This window comes from Nguyenibacter vanlangensis (assembly GCF_038719015.1).
Lineage (GTDB): Bacteria > Pseudomonadota > Alphaproteobacteria > Acetobacterales > Acetobacteraceae > Gluconacetobacter > Gluconacetobacter vanlangensis.
The window spans coordinates 4,154,090-4,170,570 of sequence record NZ_CP152276.1 but is presented as its reverse complement, the minus strand read 5'-3'; the positions used below and the strand labels follow the sequence as shown (position 1 = coordinate 4,170,570).

13 protein-coding genes are annotated in these 16,481 nt (G+C 68.4%); 12 read left to right on the top strand and 1 reads right to left on the bottom strand.

The genetic code is table 11. The features are described from left to right. Positions 1-47: 47 nt before the first annotated feature. Complete coding sequence (gene secA, locus AAC691_RS19470; protein ID WP_342628150.1) at positions 48-2,798, bottom strand: preprotein translocase subunit SecA; 2,751 nt, start codon at positions 2,796-2,798, stop codon at positions 48-50. Between the two features lie 280 nt (positions 2,799-3,078). On the opposite strand from secA, the gene AAC691_RS19465 reads away from it, so the two are divergent. The 12 genes from AAC691_RS19465 (at position 3,079) to AAC691_RS19410 (ending at position 16,370) form a co-directional block, all read left to right on the top strand. After that, on the top strand, positions 3,079-3,996 hold the full coding sequence (locus AAC691_RS19465; RefSeq protein WP_342628149.1) for a peptidylprolyl isomerase: 918 nt from the start codon (positions 3,079-3,081) through the stop codon (positions 3,994-3,996). Positions 3,997-4,112: 116 nt separating this feature from the next. After that, positions 4,113-5,348 (top strand): bifunctional glutamate N-acetyltransferase/amino-acid acetyltransferase ArgJ, encoded by a 1,236-nt coding sequence (gene argJ, locus AAC691_RS19460; RefSeq protein WP_342628148.1) that lies wholly within the window; start codon positions 4,113-4,115, stop codon positions 5,346-5,348. A 51-nt stretch (positions 5,349-5,399) separates the two neighbouring features. Beyond that, complete coding sequence (locus AAC691_RS19455; protein WP_176641319.1) at positions 5,400-6,023, top strand: RDD family protein; 624 nt, start codon at positions 5,400-5,402, stop codon at positions 6,021-6,023. Between the two features lie 32 nt (positions 6,024-6,055). Further along, positions 6,056-6,895, top strand: a complete 840-nt coding sequence (gene thiM, locus AAC691_RS19450; RefSeq protein WP_323990222.1) for a hydroxyethylthiazole kinase — start codon at positions 6,056-6,058, stop codon at positions 6,893-6,895. Between the two features lie 120 nt (positions 6,896-7,015). Beyond that, a complete protein-coding gene (locus AAC691_RS19445) occupies positions 7,016-9,481 on the top strand; it encodes a mechanosensitive ion channel domain-containing protein (protein WP_342628147.1) in 2,466 nt (821 codons plus the stop codon). Next, positions 9,474-10,238 (top strand): 2OG-Fe dioxygenase family protein, encoded by a 765-nt coding sequence (locus AAC691_RS19440; RefSeq protein ID WP_342628146.1) that lies wholly within the window; start codon positions 9,474-9,476, stop codon positions 10,236-10,238. Before AAC691_RS19445 ends, AAC691_RS19440 begins: the two co-directional genes overlap by 8 nt. A 16-nt stretch (positions 10,239-10,254) precedes the next feature. Further along, the gene (locus AAC691_RS19435; RefSeq protein ID WP_342628145.1) at positions 10,255-11,643 is read left to right on the top strand and encodes an MBOAT family protein; all 1,389 of its coding nucleotides are present in this window, start codon (positions 10,255-10,257) and stop codon (positions 11,641-11,643) included. Position 11,644: 1 nt separating this feature from the next. Then, positions 11,645-12,715 carry a hypothetical protein gene (locus AAC691_RS19430; protein WP_342628144.1) on the top strand — a complete coding sequence of 357 codons (1,071 nt, stop codon included), beginning with the start codon at positions 11,645-11,647 and terminating at the stop codon, positions 12,713-12,715. A 41-nt stretch (positions 12,716-12,756) separates the two neighbouring features. Further along, complete coding sequence (locus AAC691_RS19425) at positions 12,757-13,929, top strand: ABC transporter permease (protein WP_342630280.1); 1,173 nt, start codon at positions 12,757-12,759, stop codon at positions 13,927-13,929. A gap of 90 nt (positions 13,930-14,019) precedes the next feature. Beyond that, a complete protein-coding gene (locus AAC691_RS19420) occupies positions 14,020-14,778 on the top strand; it encodes an ATP-binding cassette domain-containing protein (protein ID WP_342630279.1) in 759 nt (252 codons plus the stop codon). 3 nt (positions 14,779-14,781) lie between these two features. Next, a complete protein-coding gene (locus tag AAC691_RS19415) occupies positions 14,782-15,750 on the top strand; it encodes an MlaD family protein (protein ID WP_342628143.1) in 969 nt (322 codons plus the stop codon). Further along, positions 15,747-16,370 carry a PqiC family protein gene (locus AAC691_RS19410; RefSeq protein WP_342628142.1) on the top strand — a complete coding sequence of 208 codons (624 nt, stop codon included), beginning with the start codon at positions 15,747-15,749 and terminating at the stop codon, positions 16,368-16,370. The genes AAC691_RS19415 and AAC691_RS19410 overlap by 4 nt, the downstream gene beginning before the upstream one ends. Positions 16,371-16,481: the final 111 nt, after the last annotated feature.

Here is a 16,481-nt window from a genome sequence, read left to right as displayed (position 1 = left end):
CTAACTCTCGTCCTGAAAAAATGCCCTGCCGCACACCGCCCGCCGGATCAGGCCAGGCGCCCATGGCAGTGCTTGTATTTCTTGCCCGAGCCACAGGGGCAGGGCGCGTTGCGCGGCGTCTCGCCCCAGCTCGACGGATCGTCGGGCATGATCGCCGCGGCGCCGATCGGGGTGGCGAGCGTCATGGCGGCCGGGGCGGCGAAGGAAGCCTGCCCGACGCCGGCCAGGACACCCGGCGGGGGCTCGGAGGCCAGGCCCGGCACCTCGGGGTCGGCATGCAGTTCGGCGACGCCGCCGAAGGGATTGTCCAGCACCGGCGGCGCGATCTCGACCCGCGCCATGGACGAGGTCACGCGCGCGCGCAGATCGTCCAGCATATAGGTAAAGAGCTGGAAGGCCTCGTGTTTGAATTCGTTCAGCGGGTCCTTCTGGCCATAGGCGCGCAGGCCGATGCCCTGGCGCATCTGATCCAGCGCCAGCAAATGTTCTTTCCACACCGAATCGAAGGTGCCGAGCAGGACCTGCTTTTCGATATAGCGCATCACCGACGGGCCGAAATTGGCGGCCTTGCTGGCCTGGAGCTGGGTGGCGGCCTGTTCCAGCCGTTCGGTGATGATGCGTTCGTCCACCCCGTCCTCGCGCGCCCAGTCGGCGATCGGCAGGTCCAGCCCCAGGAGCTGGCGCACATCCTCGGCCAGTTCGGCGCTCTGCCATTGCTCGGCGAAGCTGCGTTCGGGGATGCGACGCGCCACCATGTCGTGGATGACGTCGGCGCGCATCTCCTGCACCGTGGCCGACAGGTCCTCGGTCGCCATGTATTCCCGGCGCTGGGCATAGACCTCCTTGCGCTGGTCGTTCATGACGTCGTCATATTTCAGCGTGTTCTTGCGCATGTCGAAGTTGCGGGCTTCGACCTTCTTCTGCGCGCGTTCAAGCGCCTTGTTGATCCAGGGATGGACGATGGCCTCGCCTTCCTTCAGGCCCAGGCGCTGCATCATGCCGCCCATGCGCTCGCTGCCGAAGATGCGCATCAGGTCGTCTTCGAGCGAGATGAAGAAGCGCGAATTGCCCGGATCGCCCTGGCGACCGGCGCGGCCGCGCAACTGGTTGTCGATGCGGCGGCTCTCGTGCCGTTCGGTGCCGATGACGTACAGCCCGCCCGCCTGGGTGACGATCTGATGGTATTCGGCGACCTGGGCGCGGATCTCGGCCTCGCGCCGGGCCCGTTCCTCGGGGTCCGTCACCTCGGCCAGTTCCTGGCGGATGCGCATCTCCACGTTGCCGCCCAGCTTGATGTCGGTGCCGCGGCCGGCCATGTTGGTGGCGATCGTGATCGCGCCCGGCGCGCCCGCCTGGGCGACGATGGTCGCCTCCATCTCGTGGAAGCGGGCGTTCAGCACGTTGTGGCGGATGCCGCGCTTCTTCAGCAGTTCCGAGAGATACTCGCTCTTCTCGATCGAGGTGGTGCCGACCAGCACCGGCTGGGGCGTCTTGGCGATGTCCTCGATCAGATTGCTGACCGCCTCGTATTTCTCGCGCGCGGACAGGTAGACCTCGTCGTCCTCGTCCTTGCGCGCCACCGGCAGATTGGTCGGGATCTCGACCACGTCCAGCTTGTAGATCTCGGCGAATTCGTCGGCCTCGGTCATCGCGGTGCCGGTCATGCCCGACAGCTTGGGATAGAGGCGGAAATAATTCTGGAAGGTGATCGAGGCCAGCGTCTGGTTTTCCTGCTGGATCTCGACATGCTCCTTGGCTTCCAGAGCCTGGTGCAGCCCGTCGGAATAGCGGCGGCCATCCATCATGCGGCCGGTGAATTCGTCGATGATGACGACCTTGCCGCCGCGGACGATATAGTCGACGTCTCGCGCGAACAGCGTATGGGCGCGCAGCGATTGCTGCACGTGGTGGATCACCGCGATGTTATGGATGTCGTACAGCCCGCCCTCGTGCAGCACGCCCGCGGCGCGCAGCATCGTCTCGACCTGTTCCGACCCCGCGTCGGTCAGGATCACCGAGCGGAATTTTTCGTCCTTTTCGTACATGTCGGGCAGTTGGACCAACTCGCGGACGATCGCGTCCACCGAGCGGTACAGGTCGGAACTGTCCTCGGCCGGCCCCGAGATGATCAGCGGGGTCCGGGCCTCGTCGATCAGGATCGAATCCACCTCGTCCACGATCGCGTGGCAGAAAGGCCGCTGGACCATGTCCTCGATCCGGTACTTCATGTTATCGCGCAGATAATCGAAGCCGAATTCGTTATTGGTGCCGTAGGTGATGTCGGCATGGTAGGCGGCGCGCCGTTCCTCGTCCGACAGGTTGGGCACGATGACGCCGGTGGTCAGGCCGAGAAAGCCGTAGAGCTTGCCCATTTCCTCGGCATCGCGGCGGGCCAGGTAGTCGTTGACCGTGACCACGTGCACGCCCTTGCCGGCCAGCGCGCTGAGATAGACCGCCAGCGTGGCGACCAGGGTCTTGCCCTCGCCGGTGCGCATCTCGGCAATCCGCCCGGCATGCAGCACCATGCCGCCGATCAACTGCACGTCGAAATGGCGCATGCCCAGCACGCGGCGCGCGGCCTCGCGCGCCACGGCGAAGGCCTCGGGCAGCAGGGAGTCGAGCGTGGCGCCCGCCGCGATCCGTGCACGGAATTCGGCGGTCTTGGCCGAGAGCGCCGCGTCGTCCAGCGCCTGGACCTGGGGCTCCAGCGCATTGATCTCGGGCACGCGGCGCTGGAACGCCTTGAGCGAGCGATCGTTGGCGGTTCCAAACAGGGCACGGGCAAGACTGGCGAACATGTAGACCTTCCGGAATGGCGCGGCCCCGCACCCGGCCGAACCCCGGGCGGGCAGGAACTGTAAGGAATGGCATTCTCGCGCGGCATCTGAGATAGGACCCGCGCCGCCACGGGTCAACCGAACTCGGGCGAACTCGGGCGAACTCGGGCGAAGTCGAAGCACCGCCGAGGCAAAGCCGGCGCGGCCGGCGCGATGGCGCCGAGGTAGCCTTGCAGGACCAGGCGGGCTCGGCCATGATGCGCCGCGCGTCTTATTTCTTATTCTGTTAGGGTTTTTCCATATGCGGCTTTCCAGCCCGGCGGCTTCCATTCTGGCGGCGGCCCTGCTTGTCCCTGCGTTCTCCGTCCCTCATGCGGTGGCAGCGGCCCCCGCCACGGCCAAGCCGCCGGCCGCGGCGCCGGCGGCGCCCGCCAATCCGAACCCGGTCGTCGCCAGCGTGAACGGCCAGGATATCCACTTGGACGACGTGCGCCAGGCGGCGGCCACCATGCCGGCCCAACTGCGCCAGCTCCCGCCGAACATGATCTTCCCGATGCTGCTGAACCAGTTGATCGACCAGAAGGCGATCCAGGCGGCGGCGACCCGATCGGGCCTGCAGAACCAGCCCGAGGTTCAGCAGCAGATGAACGCGGCGGCGGCCAACGCGCTGCAGAACGCCTATCTGTCGCAGCAGGTCACGCCCGGCCTGACCGATGCCGCGATCCAGGCTTATTACACGCAGAATTACGCGAACAAGAAGCCCGAGCCCGAGATCCATGCGCGCCATATCCTGGTGGCGACCGAGGCCCAGGCGCAGGATATCATCAAGCAATTGAAGGGCGGGGCCGATTTCGGCGCGCTGGCGGCCAAGCTGTCGACCGACAAGGCGTCGGCCAAGCAGAATGGCGGCGACCTGGGCTGGTTCAAGAAGGGCGACATGCTGCCGGCCTTCTCGGACGCCGCGTTCGCGATGAAGCCGCACAGCTTCAGCCAGGTCCCTGTCCATACACAATATGGCTGGCATGTCATCCAAGTGCTGGACACGCGCACCGCCTCCGTGCCCAAACTGGCCGACGTGCGGGATGAAATCCGCCAGAAGCTGATCCAGCAGGGTGTCCGCGATGCGGTCGAGAAGGCCGTGGCGGCGGTGAAGGTCGTCCGTTACGACCCCACCGGCAAGCCGATCCCGGCCACGCCGGCGGCGCCCGCGACGAAGTAAGACGACGCAAGCCGGGCGGGCGGCCCGGTGGTTTTCCATCCGCCCACAGCCGCCCGCCCCAGCCGGGGCGGGCCGGCAGGATCGCCCCGAAGCCGCGCAGAAAGAAGACCGGACCGATGGCTCAATCCCTTCCCCATTCTCCATTAGCCCGCCCGTTGCCCGCCCTGCCGCCGCTGGCCGGCGTGCGGTTCGGTGCCGCCGCCGCGGGCATCCGCTATACGGGGCGCACCGACCTGGTGATGGCCGAATTCGCGCCCGGCACCACGGTGGCGGGGGTGTTCACGCGCAGCAAATGCCCCGGCGCCCCGGTGGATTGGTGCCGCGCGGCCCTGCCGCAGGGCGAGGCACGGGCGCTGGTGGTCAATGCCGGCAACGCCAACGTGTTCACCGGCCGCGCCGGCTTCGAGGCGACGCAGGCCAACGCGGCCGATGCCGCCCGGCTGGTCGGCTGCGCCGCCAGCCAGGTCTTTCTGGCCTCGACGGGCGTGATCGGCGAGATCCTGCCCTACCAGAAGATTTCCGATGCGCTGCCCGGGCTGTACGCCACCCTGTCCGAGACCGGGTGGGCCGATGCGGCGCGCGGCATCATGACCACCGACACCTTCCCCAAGGCCGCGGTGCGCGAGACGACGATCGCCGGCACCACCGTGCGGATCCAGGGCATTGCCAAGGGCAGCGGCATGGTGGCGCCCGACATGGCGACCATGCTGTGCTTCGTCGCCACCGACGCCGCCCTGCCGGCCGCCGTGCTGCAGCCGCTGCTGGCAGCGGGCGCGGCACGCAGCTTCAACCGCACGACGGTGGATTCCGACACCTCGACGTCGGACATGGTCCTGCTGTTCGCGACCGGACAGGCCGGCAATCCGCCGGTCGAGTCCGAGACCGACCCTGCGCTGGCCGAATTCGCCGCCGCGCTGGACAGCCTGCTGCTGGAACTGGCGCTGCTGGTGGTGCGCGACGGCGAAGGGGCGACCAAGCTGATCCGCATCCAGGTGACGGGCGCCACCAGCGACGATTCCGCACAGCGCGTGGCGATGGCGGTGGCGAATTCCCCGCTGGTCAAGACCGCCATCGCGGGCGAGGACGCGAACTGGGGCCGGGTGGTGATGGCCGTGGGCAAGAGCGGCGAGCCCGCCAACCGCGACACGCTGTCGATCGCCATCGGCGGCGTGTGGATCGCGCGCAACGGCACCGTCGTGCCCGATTATGACGAAACGCCGGTCGTGGCCCATATGAAGGGCAGCGAAATCGAAATCGAGATCGATCTGGGACTGGGAAACGGGACCGGCGTGGCATGGAGCTGCGACCTGACCCACGGCTATATCGACATCAACGGGTCCTATCGTAGCTGACTGGCGTAGCTGGCGGCCATTGCGCGGCCCTTGCCGGAAGGAAACAGTTCCATGTCCGATCTGCCGCCCGGCAGCGATCCTTTCGCTTCGCGATCGCCCTATGTGCCGCCGGGCCGCATGGAGCCGCGCTCTGTCTGGGTCTATGCCGGGTTCTGGTTTCGCGTGCTGGCCTGGGGCATCGACGCCTGCATCATCAGCGTCGCGGGCTGGGTCGTCGGCCTGCTGCTGTCGCCCAGCCTGACGGTCACGCTGATGAACAGCGGACCGGGGGTCGGAAAATACCAGATTTCCGACCTGGTCCGCGTCAGCGACATCCCGGCCGAATATTCCTATCAGTTCATCCACCCGGCCTGGCATGGGTCGGGGCTGTACGAACTGGTGCAGTTCATTCTGCCGGCGCTTTACTACATCCTGTTCGAATCCTCGCGCCTGCAGGCGACCCCGGGCAAGATGGCCTGCCGGATGCGCGTGACCGACATTCACGGCAGCCGGATCACCATCGGCCGCGCGGCCGGGCGGTATTTCGGCAAGTTCCTGTCCTTCATCCTGATGGGAATCGGTTTCCTGATGGTCATGTGGACCGCGCGCAAGCAGGGGCTGCACGATCTGCTGGCCGGCACCTGCGTCATTCGCCGGCAGGAAGAGGCGCTGGTCAATTTCGCGCCCCCGGGCTGAACCCGCCGATCCCGACGAAAGGCGCCCCGCCCATGTCCGCTTTCCTCTTCACCCCCCAAGCCGCCGCCGCCACGCTGGCGAAAATCCGCGCCGCCGCGCCGCTGGTCCACAACATCACCAACCTGGTCGTCGCCAACAGCACCGCGAACGCGCTGCTGGCGGCGGGCGCGTCACCCGCCATGGTCGGGGCCGAGGAGGAAGTGGCGGAATTCGCCGCCCTGGCCGATGCCCTGGTGGTGAATATCGGCACGATCACCGCGCCGCAGGCCCGTGCGATCGCGCTGGCGACCCGTGCGGCGCAACAGGCCGGCACGCCCTGGATTCTGGACCCGGTGGCCGTGGGCGTGCTGGATTTCCGCTCCCGAGTCGCGGTCGCAAGCCTGGCCGACGCCCCCCGCGCCATTCGCGGCAATGCATCCGAGATCCTGGCCCTGGCGCATCTGCATGCGCGGATGGCGGGCACGCCGCCGACCGGCCGGGGCGTCGATTCGCAGGCCGCCGCCGCCGAGGCGCTGGCGGCCGCGCGCGGCCTGGCACGGGCCAGCGGCGCCTGTGTCGCCGTCAGCGGCGCCACCGATTTCATCACCGACGGCACGCGCGTGGCCAGGGTGGAAAACGGCCATGAAATGATGACCCGGGTCACCGGCCTGGGCTGCAGCGCGACCGCGATCGCCGGCGCCTGCCTGGCGGTCGAACCCGACGCGATGGCCGCCTGCGCGCATGCCATGGTGCTGATCGGCCTGGCGGGAGAAATGGCCGCACACGCGGCCGCCGGCCCCGGCAGCCTGCAGGCCGGCATCCTGGACGCGCTGTACCGCCTGGACGGCGGAACCGTGACGGCACGGGCAAGGATCGGTATCGTCGCGGATTGAGCGTCGTCCGAGGTCATCGCCCGGGGATCATCTTCTGAGCCGCGCCGCGCACCCGGCGGCGCCCGACCATCACCCCGCCACGGTCCGCCCCGTGGCGGCAGCTTGAGGCAAGCCGCATTCATGCCCGTTCCTTCCGCCCGCCTCTCCGGCCCCCGGCGCCCCGTCGCCCTTGCACGCATGCTGATGGCAATCGCCGTCCTGGTCCTGTCGATCACGGGCGGGCGGGCCCTGGCCGAAGCGCCCGCCGCCGCGATCACGGCCCAGCAGGCGCAGCAGGCGCTGGCGGTCCTGAACGATCCGAAAAGGCGCGAGGAATTCATCCGCACCCTGTCGGTGATCGCCAGGGGCCTGCCCCAGGCAGGGTCGATGCCGGCGCCAACGTCGGGATCGGGCCCCGCGCCGGCGGCCGGTGCCGCCCCGGGCGGCGGAAAGATGGCGCTGGAGCCCAACAGCCTGGGCAGCGACATCATCGGCGAATTGTCGGGGATGCGCCAGGCCACGGCCCGCCAGGCCCGCCAGTTTGCCGGCCTGTTTTCCGACCTGGCGTTCGTCGGGCATTGGGTGCGCACCGAATTCGCGACCCCGGATTTGCGCCAGGCGCTGTTCGGCGCGTTCGGCCCCGCCGGGCTGGTCATCCTGGCGGCGCTGGCGGCGGAACGGGGCCTGGCGATCCTGCTGCGCCGCCCCCTGCGGGCGGTGACCGGCCGCGCGATCGAGGCCGAACGGCGGCTGAACCACCGCGAGGCGCAGGAAGAGGCGCAAGCCCGCCCCGAACCCGCCCCGCAGGACGAGACCCAGCAGGAAACGCAGGACACGCGGCGGCAGGACGACCGCAAGCAGCACGAGACGCTGCGCATCCTGCGGCGGGTGCCCTTCTCGCTGCTGCATCTGCTGATCAAGCTGCTGCCGGTGGCGCTGTTCCTGGGCATCGGCTATGCGGGCGCCGCGATCGTGGGCGACGAGCAGGCCGAACTGGTCACGCTGATGGTGACCAACGCCTATGTCGCGGCACGGATGATCTGCCTGCTGGTCGAGATGGTCATGGTGCCGAAATCGCCGACGATCCGGCTGTGCCGGGCATCGGACCGCACGGCGCGGATCGTCACCCGCTGGTGGAACCTGCTGGTCGCCGTGGGCTCGATCGTCGTCTGCCTGTCGTCGCTGGGCGTGCTGTTCCACATGCCGCCGCGCGGCACCCAGGCACTGATCCGCGCGATCGTGCTGATCGAGCATATCCTGATCGCGGTGTTCATCTGGCGGATCCGCATGCCGGTGGCCAACGCGCTGCAACCGCCGTCGCGGCTGCGCAAGCGGACCTTCTGGAGCATCCTGGCCCATATGGCGCGGTTCTGGTGGCTGCCCGCCATGGTGTTCGACCTGGCGCTGTGGCTGGTCTGGGCCACGCAACTGCGCGGCGGCTATAGCTGGATCTGGCGTACCACCCTGATGACGGTCCTGGTCATCCTGTTGTCGCGGGTGGCGGCGGTGCTGGCGTTCGGCGCGCAGAACCGGCTGTTCCACATCAGTGACGAGACCGAGATACGCTATCCGGGGCTGCAGGCGCGGGCCGATTACTATTACCCGTTCGCGCGGCGCATGCTGTCCAGCCTGCTGGTCTTCGTCACGATCGTGGTCCTGATGCAGGCCTGGGGCATTCCCAGCGTCGCCTTCTTCCTGCACGGCACGCTGGGCACGCAGATCCTGGCGGCGATCCTGTCGATCCTGATCGCCATCACGGTGGCCGCCCTGGTGTGGGAGTCCGCGAACGCGGCGCTGCAACGGCAGGTCAGGCGCTATGAAGACACCGAGCAGCTGTCGCGCGCGGTGCGGCTGCGCACCGTGCTGCCGATCATCCGCACGGTGCTGCTGACGGTCATCATCATCATCGTCGCGGTGACGACCCTGTCGCAGATCGGGCTGAACGTGACGCCGCTGCTGACCGGCGCGGGCATCCTGGGTGCGGCGATCGCCTTCGGGTCACAGAGCCTGGTCAAGGATTTCATCACCGGTTTCTTCATGCTGGTGGAAAATGCCATGCAGGTGGGCGACTGGGTGACGGCGGGCGGCGTGTCCGGCACGGTCGAGCATCTGTCGATCCGCACCCTGCGCCTGCGGACCACGTCGGGCGACGTGCATATCATTCCGTTCTCGTCCGTCACCTCGGTCGCCAACACCTCGCGCGACTTCAACGTCGTGATCGTGACCTTCATGCTTGATCTGGGCGAGGACCCCGACCGCGTGGCGGCGATCCTGGCCGACCAGGTGGCCGAACTGCGCGCCGACGAGGCATTCGGGCCGATGATCCTGACCGATTTCACGTTCCTGGGCCTGGACAGCGCCGACGGCAACGGCGCCAAGCTGATCGGCTCGTTCCGCACCACGGCGGGGAACAAATGGAAGGTGTCACGCGAATATAATCGCCGGCTGGGGCTGCGCATGGTCAGGGAAAAGGTCAAGTTCCCGATGCCGACCGCCGTTTCCCTGCTGAGCAATTTCGGCGGCGGCCCGCTGCGCGTCGAGGGGGATCGGCCCGCGGCCCCGCCCGCGAACACCAACGCCCCCGATCCGGACAAGACCCATGAGTGAAGACAGCACGCCGCCCCTGCCCGCGCCCGAACCGCCGCTGCCCGAACTTCCGCCGCTGGAAGAACATCTGCGCACCGAGGGATTCAGCTTCCTGCGGGCGGCCGACATCCGCCCGATGCTGGCGTCGTACGGCCTGGCGGACTGGGAAGGTTTCACCGCAAGCTGGAACCGGCTGGGGCTGGATCGCTACATGGCCGATGGCGGGCGGTATCGCCGGCGGCGCCACGCGACCTTCGCCGTCTCGGCGGAGGGGATCGAGCGCAAGAAGCACCAGCCGCATTATCAGAGCCGCGATTACAACGAGTTGAATGGCGGAATCGAACGCTGGTTCCGTCCCGTCGAGGACGCGATCGGCGCCCACCCGGCGCTGATGGCCATCCTGCGCCTGATGCAGCGGGTGGCGACGGACCTGACGGCGCCGGCGGGGCAGCCGGACATCTGGCATGCCGAGATCCACCAGTTCCGCATCGAGGCCCGCCCGGACGAGCCGGGCGAGCCCACGCCCGAGGGGCTGCATCGCGACGGCGTGGACTGGGTGCTGGTGCTGATGGTGCGGCGCGAGAACGTGGCCAGCGGCGAGACGTCCATCCACGACCTGCATCGGCGCGAGATCGGGCATTTCATGCTGGCCGAGCCGCTGGACGCGGCGCTGGTCGACGATAATCGCGTCTATCACGGGGTCACCGCCGTACGGCCGATCGACCCCGCCCAGCCGGCCTATCGCGACGTCCTGGTCGTGACCTTTCGCCACCAATAAGGCCGCGTTCCTATAGATGCTGTTTACGACTCAGTCTTTCCTGCTGGGCTTTCTGCCGGCGACGCTGCTGCTGTTTCATCTGTGCGCCGGACGCCGCGTGGCACGGCAGCTCGTCCTGGTGGGCGCGTCGCTGCTGTTCTACGGGTTCTGGAACTGGCGCTTCGTGCCCGCGCTGGTGGCGCTGACCCTGCTGAACTGGGGGCTGGGCCGGGCCTGGGCGACCAGCCGCCGGCGCATCTGGCCGATCGGCGGAATCGTCATCAACCTGCTGACGCTCGGGTTTTTCAAATACGCCAATTTCTTCGCCGACAGCGTGGCGCATCTGGCCGGCTGGCGGCACCTGGCCTGGGCGATCACGTTGCCGCTGGGCATTTCCTTCTTCGCGTTCCAGAAGATCGCCTATCACGCCGACCTGCTGCGCGGCGCGCGGCCGGTGCGCAGCGCGCTGGACTTCCTTGAATTCGTCACCTTCTTTCCGCAACTGATCGCGGGGCCCATCGTCCGCCATCATGAGATCGTGCCGCAATTCGACACCGACCCGCACGGGCCGGACCTGTGGGAAAACCTTTCACGCGGGGCCATGCTGCTGCTGCTGGGACTGGCCAAGAAGGTCGGGCTGGCGGATACGCTGGCCCAGACCTGCAATCCGCTCTTCGACCAGGCGGCGCATGGCGCGGCGCTGAACCTGGCGCAGGGATGGGTGGCGGCGCTGTCCTATACGCTGGAAATCTTCTTTGATTTTTCCGGCTATTCCGACATGGCGATCGGCATGGCGCTGCTGTTCGGGCTGCGGCTGCCGTTCAATTTCGACGTGCCCTACCGCGCGACCAGCATCCGGCAGTTCTGGCAGCGCTGGCACATGACGCTGTCGCGCTTCCTGCGCGATTACCTCTATATCCCGCTGGGGGGCAATCGGCACGGGGCGGTGCGGCAGAGCGCCAACCTGTTCGCCACCATGGCGCTGGGGGGCTTGTGGCACGGGGCGGGCTGGACCTTCGTGGCCTGGGGCGTGCTGCACGGGCTGGCCCTGTCGGTGAACCATGCCTGGACGCGGCTGGCGAGCCGCCTGGCGCTGCGCCTGCCGGCCGTGGCGGCCTGGGCGCTGACGATGCTGTTCGTCATCGTGGGGTGGGTGCTGTTCCGCGCGCCGGACTTTCCCACCGCGGGGCGCGTGCTGCGCGCCATGGCCGGATTGCAGGGCGTAGGCCATGCCTGGCCGCGCGACGCGGCGGTGTTCTGGATCGCGCTGGGCGTCGCCCTGATCGGCCCGTCCTCGCAGGATGCGGTGCTGCGGATGCTGCGCCCGACCACACTGCTGGCCGTGCCGGCGGGCATTGCCTTCGTATTGCTGCTGTTGCTGATCGGCGGACGGATTCCCGATGCCTTCATCTATTTCCAGTTCTGACATGTCCCGGCCCGACCCGGCCCATTCCGCCGCTCTGACGCATTCCGCACAGGCGGCGTGGCGACGCTTCGCGCTGGCATTCGCGGCGGCGCTGGCCGGCGCGGGTCTCGTGGTCTTCCTGTTCGTCGTCATCGTCGATCCGTGGGACATGCTGCCGTTGTCGCCGCGCTGGCACAGGATTCCGATTTCCACCAATGCGCGCTTCACCATGCCGGCCCTGGCCGTCAGTCCGCGTTTCGATTCCGCGATGGTCGGGACATCGACCGGCCGGCTGCTGCAACCCGCGATCATGGACCGGCCGTTCGGCGCGCGCTTCGCCAACATGGCCATGAACAGTGCCAGCCCGTGGGAGCAGGACCGGCTGCTGCGGCTGTTCCTGCGCCATCATCCGGCGCCGCGCGCGGTGCTGATCGACGTCGATTTCGCCTGGTGCTCGGCCTCGGCGCAGGCGCTGTCCGGCCCCAACAGGCCGATGCCGGACTGGATGTATGCCGGGTCGCCCTGGCGGGGATACGCCGAGATGATGAACCTGTACGCGGTGCAGGAAGCCGCGAACCAATTCATGTGGCTGATCGGGCACAAGCGCCAGCGCTACGGATCGGACGGCTATACCAGCTTCGTGCCGCCCGACAGCCAGTATGACCGGCGCCGGGTCGATGCGCTGTTCGCCGGCTGGCCGGTCGACCGGCGGATGGCGGACGGGCCGGCGCCGGCGCCGCAATCCATGCCGATGCTGCGCGCCCTGCTGGCCGCGATCCCGGCGGGCACCGTCAAGATCCTGTGGTTTCCGCCCAGTGCGCGCGAGATGCAGGGCATGCCCGGCGGCGCACTGACCGCGGAACGCGCCGCCTGCCGCGCCGCCGTGCTGGCCGCCGCCCGCGCCGCGCCGCGCGCGATGGTGGTCGATTTCGACATCCCGGGCCCGGTGACCGCGACGCGCGACAATTTCTGGGATCCGATCCATTATCGCCAATCCGTCGCGCGGATGGTGATGGACGATCTGGCCGCCGCCTATGCCGGACGCGACGTGGCCCCCGACCAGGCGCGGGTACTGCTGCGGCCGGCATACTGATCTCACCACGCCCCTTGCCGCGGCGCCGCCATCCGACGAAGATGGTCTCGGGACGCAGCCGCCGCGCGGGGAGAGAGGTCTTGGACAGCGATCACGACCGGCCCGCCTGGCAGTTGCGCACCGATGACGACGCCAATGTGATCGTCCTGTCCGGCGCATGGATCGCGCAGCAGGGACGGGTTCCGGCGCTGCCGTCCGACGGGCTGCGGCAGGCCCTGCCGGACCGGCCCATCCATTTCGACACCGCCGCGCTGGGCCGGTGGGATACCGCGCTGGTCGGGTTCCTGTGGCAGGTCAAGCAGCTTGCCGCGCGGGACCACCTGGCGATACAGGCCGACACGCTGCCGGACTCGGCGCGGAAATTGCTGGATCTGCTGCCCGAATCCGCCCCCGCCCCGGCCGCGCCGCACCGTCGTGCCTTCGCGCCCGTCACCGCGCTGGGGGGGCGCACGCTCGACGGGCTGACCGAAATCGGGACGATGACCGAACTCGGCGTCGAGGCGGCGCGCGGCGGCCTGGCGGCCCTCGCGGGGCGCGGCCGCATGCGCATGACGGACCTGATGGACAATATCCGCGACGCGGGGCCGTCCGCGCTGCTGATCGTCAGCGTGGTGAATTTCCTGGTCGGCGCGATCCTGGCTTTCGTCGGCGCGGTGCAGTTGCGCAGATTCGCCGCCGACATCTATGTCGCCAGCCTGGTCGGGATCGCCATGGTGCGCGAGATGTCGGCCGTGATGACGGCGATCATCATGGCCGGCCGGACCGGCGGGGCCTATGCCGCGCGGATCGCGACCATGCAGGGCAACGAGGAAATCGACGCCCTGACCGTGTTCGGCATTCCGGTATCGAGCTATCTGATCCTGCCCTCGATCCTGGGCCTGGTGGCGACCATGCCGTTTCTGTACCTGTATGGCTGCCTGATCGGCATGCTGGGCGGTTTTGCCGTCTCGATCAGCATGCTGGCCGTGACGGGCCCGGGCTATCTGCATCAGACGCTGAATGCCGTGGCGCTGAACCAGTTCGAATTCGGGTTCGCCAAGAGCATCGCCTTCGCCATCCTGATCGGACTGACCAGTTGCCGGATCGGCCTGCGCGCCGGCCGCAGCGCCGCCGACGTCGGCGTGGCGGCCACCCGGGCGGTGGTGGTGGGGATCGTCGGCGTCATTGCCGTGGACGCGATCTTCGCCGTGATCGCCACCACGATCGGGATCTGACGCATGACCGACGTCCCTCCGGCCGATACCCCTCCGGCCAGCGCCCCCTCGACCAACGCCCCTTCGGCTGATGACAGCCGCGAGATCCTGATGGCGCTGGACGGCGTGACCCTGGCCTTCGGATCGAAGGTCATCCAGCAGGATGTCTCCTTCACGGTGCGCCGGGGCAGCATCTTCGCCGTCATGGGCGGCTCGGGCTGCGGCAAGAGCACGGTCCTGAAAAGCATGATCGGGCTGCTGCGCCCCCGGACGGGCCGCTACCTGGTAGGGGACGAGGATTATTGGAGCGCCGACGACGCGCACCGCGTGTCGGTCAACCGCCGCTTCGGCGTGCTGTTCCAGAGCGCTGCGCTGTGGAGTTCGCTGACGGTCGGCGAAAACGTGGCCCTGCCGATGCAGATGTTCACCCAACTGGATGCCGCCGCCATCCGGCGGCTGGTCGAACTGAAGCTGGGACTGGTCGGCATGCTGTCCGCCATCGACCAGTATCCCGCCGAACTCAGCGGCGGGATGAAGAAGCGCGCGGGCCTGGCGCGTGCCATGGCGCTGGACCCCGACATCCTGTTCTTCGACGAGCCCTCGGCGGGGCTGGATCCGATCACCTCGGCGCGATTGGACGAGCTGATCGTCAATCTGCGCGACGGGCTGGGGGCGACGATCGTGATCGTCAGCCACGAACTGCCCAGCCTGTTCGCGATCGCCGACGACGGGCTCTTCCTGGACGCGCAGAGCCACAGACCGATCGCGCACGGGTCGCCGTCCTGGCTGCGCGATCATTGCGACGACCCGCAGGTTTTCGCTTTCATGCACCGTGCCCGCCCCGAAACCCCAGCCGAAAGGCACGAGTGACCCATGGCGAACAGACAGACAGCGGTTGGCGCATTCGTGATCGGAGGGTTGGCGCTGGGCCTGGCGGCGCTGATCTTCTTCGGCAACATCTCGCTTTTCTCCCGGACGACGCGCGCGGTGGTGATCTTCCAGGGATCGACGTCGGGCCTCTCGCTCGGCGCGCCGGTCACGTTTCGCGGCGTGCGCGTGGGCGCGGTGGACGGGATAGGCATCACCTTCGACGCCAGGACGCATGCGGCCTATATCCCCGTGACGGTCGAATTGCGGCCCGACCGTGTCAGCCTGGCGGGCCAGGGACGGCACGCTGTGCGGCTGACCCTGCAGGACCTGATCCGCCTGGGGCTGCGCGCGTCGCTGAACCTGCAGAGCTTCGTGACCGGACAGTCCGAGATCGACCTGGATTTCGATCCCACCGCGCCGGCGGTGCTGCACCCCGACATCGCGACGATGACCGAAATCCCCATGCGCCAGTCGGCAATCCAGAAAATACAGAAAACCCTGACCGAACTGCCGCTGACGGAACTGGCGACCGACGCCCGGGGCGCCATGCAGAACATCCGGGAACTGGCCGAACGGCTGGACCACGACCTGCCGCCGCTAGTCGCCAGCGTGCGCCAGACCTCGGACCATTCGCGCGCCGCCGTCGATGCCGCGACCCAGGCGATCGTGGATCTGCAATTGCGGCTGGACACCACGCTGAAGGCGATCGACACGCTGGCCGGCGCCGGCACCCAGCAACTGGAGGCGCGCGGCGCCGACATGCATGCCGTGCTGAACAACGTCAACCAGACGGTACTGCAGGCGCGCCAGAGCCTGGCCGGCCTGCAGGACTTGACCTCGCCCCGCTCGGCCGAACGGGCCAATCTGGATTCCACCCTGCGCGACCTCTCGGCCGCCGCCGCCGCGCTGCGCGGCTTTGCCGGCGACGTCGAACGCAACCCGCAACTTCTGCTGTTGGGACGCCGCCCATGACGATCCGAGAGTGCCGCCGCGCGGCTTCATGGCCGCCCGCTTTCCTGGCCGCGCTGGTTGGGCTGGCGTTGGCGGGGCTGCTGCCGGCGGGCTGCGCGTCGCCGCCGGTGCGCTTCTATACGCTGGGCGCCCCGGCCATCGCGGCGGGCGCCCAGCCGGCGGGCCCCGTCGGCCCCGCCGCCAGGACGGTCACGGTGGATCGGGTCGTGCTGCCGGACTATCTGGACGGGCAGGACCTGGTGGTGCGCACGGGCAACCGGATCCTGCGCAGCGACCGGGGGCGCTGGGCCAGCCGGCTGTCGCTGGGAGCGACCGACCTGATCACCGCCCGGCTGGGCCAGGCACGCAGCGACCTGTTCGTGACTGACCAGCCGCAGGTGCTGCCCGCGGCCTGGCGGCTGGCGGTGAATGTCAGCCGCCTGGACGTCACCCGCGACGGGACGGCGTCGCTGGATGCGGACTGGTCGATCATTCCGCACGATCCGCGGGCGCCGATCCTGCATCAGCGCGCCTTCGTCACGCGCGACGGATCGGCGGCGACCGATGACGATACGGCCCGCCTGACGGAAGCGGTGCTGGACCAGCTAGCCGCGCGGATCGTGGCAAGCTGGCCCCGCTAGGTGTTTAGAGCATCATCCGATCAGATGGAATCATCTGATCGGATAAAGATGCTCGCCAAAACAATGATCTAGAGCCGTATCCGTGAACCAGTGTGAACGGATACGACTCTA

Bases quoted from the DNA above. Each gene is read 5' to 3' on its own strand.
- AAC691_RS19420 (WP_342630279.1), top strand. From the start codon at position 14,020: ATGGCGCTGGACGGCGTGACCCTGGCCTTCGGATCGAAGGTCATCCAG.
- AAC691_RS19410 (WP_342628142.1), top strand. From the start codon at position 15,747: ATGACGATCCGAGAGTGCCGCCGCGCGGCTTCATGGCCGCCCGCTTTC.
- AAC691_RS19455 (WP_176641319.1), top strand. From the start codon at position 5,400: ATGTCCGATCTGCCGCCCGGCAGCGATCCTTTCGCTTCGCGATCGCCC.
- AAC691_RS19435 (WP_342628145.1), top strand. From the start codon at position 10,255: ATGCTGTTTACGACTCAGTCTTTCCTGCTGGGCTTTCTGCCGGCGACG.
- AAC691_RS19445 (WP_342628147.1), top strand. From the start codon at position 7,016: ATGCCCGTTCCTTCCGCCCGCCTCTCCGGCCCCCGGCGCCCCGTCGCC.
- secA (WP_342628150.1), bottom strand. From the start codon at position 2,798: ATGTTCGCCAGTCTTGCCCGTGCCCTGTTTGGAACCGCCAACGATCGC.
- AAC691_RS19430 (WP_342628144.1), top strand. From the start codon at position 11,645: ATGTCCCGGCCCGACCCGGCCCATTCCGCCGCTCTGACGCATTCCGCA.
- thiM (WP_323990222.1), top strand. From the start codon at position 6,056: ATGTCCGCTTTCCTCTTCACCCCCCAAGCCGCCGCCGCCACGCTGGCG.
- AAC691_RS19425 (WP_342630280.1), top strand. From the start codon at position 12,757: ATGGTCTCGGGACGCAGCCGCCGCGCGGGGAGAGAGGTCTTGGACAGC.
- AAC691_RS19415 (WP_342628143.1), top strand. From the start codon at position 14,782: ATGGCGAACAGACAGACAGCGGTTGGCGCATTCGTGATCGGAGGGTTG.
- argJ (WP_342628148.1), top strand. From the start codon at position 4,113: ATGGCTCAATCCCTTCCCCATTCTCCATTAGCCCGCCCGTTGCCCGCC.
- AAC691_RS19440 (WP_342628146.1), top strand. From the start codon at position 9,474: ATGAGTGAAGACAGCACGCCGCCCCTGCCCGCGCCCGAACCGCCGCTG.
- AAC691_RS19465 (WP_342628149.1), top strand. From the start codon at position 3,079: ATGCGGCTTTCCAGCCCGGCGGCTTCCATTCTGGCGGCGGCCCTGCTT.